This is a genomic window from Polynucleobacter sp. 35-46-11 (assembly GCF_002281105.1).
Genome location: NZ_NCFJ01000305.1, coordinates 1 through 3,118, shown reverse-complemented (window position 1 = coordinate 3,118; position 3,118 = coordinate 1). Strand labels below are relative to the sequence as shown.

Annotated in this window: 3 protein-coding genes and 1 pseudogene; all 4 read left to right on the top strand. The window is 42.9% G+C overall.

What is annotated here, in order from left to right; translation table 11 throughout:
• A pseudogene (locus tag B7Y67_RS13955) lies at positions 1-158 on the top strand (sulfur oxidation c-type cytochrome SoxX); the annotation flags it as partial.
• Positions 159-203: 45 nt separating this feature from the next.
• Entirely contained in the window at positions 204-1,937 is a 1,734-nt protein-coding gene (gene soxB / locus B7Y67_RS13950; RefSeq protein ID WP_293599168.1) for a thiosulfohydrolase SoxB, read from the top strand.
• A 15-nt stretch (positions 1,938-1,952) separates the two neighbouring features.
• Positions 1,953-2,387 carry a DsrE family protein gene (locus tag B7Y67_RS13945; protein ID WP_293599167.1) on the top strand — a complete coding sequence of 145 codons (435 nt, stop codon included), beginning with the start codon at positions 1,953-1,955 and terminating at the stop codon, positions 2,385-2,387.
• Between the two features lie 10 nt (positions 2,388-2,397).
• Positions 2,398-3,118 (top strand): MBL fold metallo-hydrolase (locus B7Y67_RS13940; protein WP_293599166.1); only part of this gene is annotated, 721 nt, incomplete at its 3' end.

Below are 3,118 nucleotides of genomic sequence, written 5' to 3'. Positions count from 1 at the left end.
AGGTGGTTCAGTACACATGGAACCGCATCAACAATGCTAAGGCATATAACGTATGTAGCAATATGCCCCGTTTTGGGCACTTCAAACTCTTAAATGAGAAGCAAATGCAGGATGTCATGGCATTGCTCCTGGATCCAGAGTCGCCTGTTAACAAGTAATAAAAATAAACAGGCCGAAAGGCCTGTTTTCTTTAGGAAAACACAATGTCTTTAAATCGACGCGAATTTCTGCAAGCATTAGCAATTGCCTCTGCGGGTGGGATGAGCTTGCAATCCAATTTTGCTAGTGCACAGACTACAGCGCAAAAATTCTATGATTTACCAAAGTTTGGTAATGTGCATTTCCTGCATTTTACTGACTGCCATGCGCAACTTTTGCCAATCTATTTCCGCGAGCCTAACGTCAATCTGGGTATTGGCGCTCAAGAAGGTAAAACTCCTCACTTGGTGGGCGAATATTTTTTAAAGGCAAATGGCATTAAGCCGGGTACCAGGGATGCTCACGCCTTTACGTACCTTGATTATGTGGCTGCAGCGCAAAACTATGGCAAAGTTGGCGGCTTCGCTCATATAGCAACCCTAGTCAAGCAAATCAAAGCAAGCCGTCCAGGAGCATTGTTGCTTGATGGCGGCGACACTTGGCAGGGTTCAGGTACATCCTTGTGGACGAACGGTCAGGACATGGTTGATGCTGCGCTGCTATTAGGTGTTGATGTCATGACTCCGCACTGGGAAATGACACTCGGTGAGAAGCGCGTTATGGAGATTGTGAATGGCGATTTCAAGGGAAAGGTTTCTTTTGTAGCGCAAAATATTAAAACCTCAGACTTCGGTGATTCAGTATTTAATCCTTATGTAATGAAGGTACAGAATGGCATTCAAGTAGCCGTTATTGGCCAAGCTTTCCCATATACCCCAATTGCTAATCCACGTTATTTCACACCTGATTGGACGTTTGGTATCCAAGAAGAAAATCTTCAGAAGACTATTAATGAAGTGAAGGCCAAAGGTGCAAAAGTTGTCGTACTACTTTCTCACAACGGCATGGACGTCGATTTAAAAATGGCATCTCGGGTCACAGGTCTAGATGCGATTATGGGTGGTCATACTCATGATGGTGTGCCTATTCCTGTGAAAGTGAAGAATGCGGGCGGCGTAACTTTAGTTACCAATGCGGGTTCTAATACCAAGTTCTTGGGAGTATTGGACTTTGATGTGAAGGGTGGCAAAGCGGTTGATTTCCGTTACAAACTCTTCCCAATCTTCTCTAACATGATTCCAGCTGATCCTGCAATGAATAAGCTAATTCAAAAAGTTAGAGCGCCGTATGAAGCTAAGCTCAATGAAAAATTAGCTACGACAGAAGGTCTCTTGTACCGTCGTGGAAACTTCAATGGCAGTTTCGATCAATTGATCTTGGACGGACTCATGGCGCAGAAGAATGCTGAAATTGCATTCTCACCAGGCTTCCGCTGGGGTACCAGCCTTCTACCAGGTCAGCCGATCACACGTGAAAATTTACTTGATCAAACAGCAATTACCTATCCATATACGACAGTAACAAATATGAGTGGCGAGACTATCAAGACAATCCTTGAAGACGTTGCGGATAATCTCTTTAATCCTGATCCATACTATCAACAAGGTGGGGATATGGTTCGCGTAGGTGGTTTGCAATATACGATTGATCCAGCCGAAACTGCAGGCAAGCGTATTACTGATATGCGCTTAAATGGCAAAGCTATTGAACCAAGTAAGACCTACAAAGTGGCAGGTTGGGCCCCTGTAAGCGAAGAAGCTAAGAATGCTGGTGGAGAGGCTATTTGGGATGTGATTGAGCGCCATCTGCGTGATATCAAGGTGGTCAAAGCAGTTCAGCTAAATGAGCCAATCATCAAGGGCGTTAAAAATAATCCTGGTATGGTTGCCCTTAAATAAACAGAAAGAACCGTTATGAAAAAATATCTAACTTTAGCGGCATCAATTCTTATTGCTTGTTCTGCGTTGGTTTCTCAGCATGTAGTTGCTGCTGGAGCTAGCGTTGTTTATCACATTGATGATGCTCAGGCCCAAGGCATTAAAGGTTTAAGGAATGTACGCAACCATCTGGATGTGGCACCAGACACCACAATTATTGTTGTTACTCATGCAAACGGGGTTGATATCTTGATGGAGGGCGCCAAGGATAAGAAGAACAATATTGAATACGCCCCTCTGATTGGAGCACTCAAGTCACGCGGGGTTCGTTTTGAGGTTTGTGAGATTACTTTAAAAAATAGAAATCTTAAAAAGGATCAATTCATTCTAGATGCTGACTTCACTCCATCGGGTGTAGCAAGGATTGGCGATCTTCAATTTAAAGATCATTTTGCCTACATCAAGCCTTAATTCTTATTTAGTGAATATACTCCTGCGCTGTATTCGTGATCTAAAAATAGCATTATTAATTAATGCTATTTTTTTTAGTCTTTGTTTTGCTCAGAATGTACGGGTAAAAAATGATCCGGCAGGCGTTTTATTAAAGCCCATTCAAGTGGCGCCTCATACTTATTTCGTGCAGGGCAGGGCAGAGTTGGGGAGTAGTCAAAATCAAAACTTTATCTCAAATGCTGGATTCGTTATAACCCCCAAAGGCGTTGTTGTGATTGATGCCTTAGGTTCGCCAGTACTCGCACAAAAGCTGATCAAAGAGATTTCAAAACTAACTAATCAAAAAATTATTGCTGTTGTAGTGACTCATTATCATGCCGACCATGTGTATGGATTGCAGGAATTTAAAAAGATTGGTGCAAAGGTTTATGCGCAAGGAGAGGGTAGAAACTATCTTTCCTCGGAAACGGCAAAACAACGTTTAATTGCTTCGCGGGTTGATTTTGCCCCGTGGGTGAATGATCAAACAAAATTATTGCCAGCAGATACCTGGATTGATAAACAATTAAAGTTAAATATCGGCGGAGTTGAGTTTTTCATTAGTCGAGTAGGCCCAGCACATGCTCCAGAAGATCTATTGGTTTACATTCCGTCAGAGGAAGTCCTTTTTGCTGGAGATTTGGTTTTCCGTGGTCGTATTCCTTTTGTGGGAAATGCTGACAGCAAGGGTTGGCTTAAGGCCTTGGATG

Excerpts from the sequence above, each read along its gene's own strand:
- soxB (WP_293599168.1), top strand. The coding sequence starts at position 204 with ATGTCTTTAAATCGACGCGAATTTCTGCAAGCATTAGCAATTGCCTCT.
- B7Y67_RS13945 (WP_293599167.1), top strand. The coding sequence starts at position 1,953 with ATGAAAAAATATCTAACTTTAGCGGCATCAATTCTTATTGCTTGTTCT.